The sequence below is a fragment of the Halomonas sp. ND22Bw genome (genome assembly GCF_003011945.1).
GTDB classification, from domain to species: Bacteria; Pseudomonadota; Gammaproteobacteria; order Pseudomonadales; family Halomonadaceae; genus Halomonas; species Halomonas halophila.
Map to the genome: position 1 here is coordinate 1 of NZ_PXWD01000545.1, position 307 is coordinate 307.

At 72.6% G+C, this 307-nt stretch carries 1 protein-coding gene; it reads right to left on the bottom strand.

Annotated features, from left to right (window positions below; all coding sequences use genetic code 11):
- On the bottom strand, positions 1–307 hold a 307-nt coding region (locus CVH10_RS19305; protein WP_146143101.1), incomplete at both ends, for an HlyD family efflux transporter periplasmic adaptor subunit.

Consider the following 307-nt stretch of genomic DNA (forward strand, 5'->3'; position numbering starts at 1 on the left):
GTTCACCTCCGGCGTGACGATGCGGACCGTGCCGGTGGTCTGGCCGGCCTCGCTGGAGGTCACGACGGCCGACTGGCCGGCGCGCACCAGGCCCAGCGACGTCTCGGGCACCTGGGCGTCCAGCTCCAGCCGGCCGTCGCGAACCATGCGGAACAGTTCGGTCCCGGCCGAGATGATCTGGCCCTTGGTCACGCTGCGGCTGATGATCAGCCCGCCGACAGGCGCGCGGATGGTGGATTGGCTCAGCCGCGTCTGGGTCTCGGACAGGGCCGCGCGGGCGGCGGCCAGATTGGCCGTCGAGGACCGC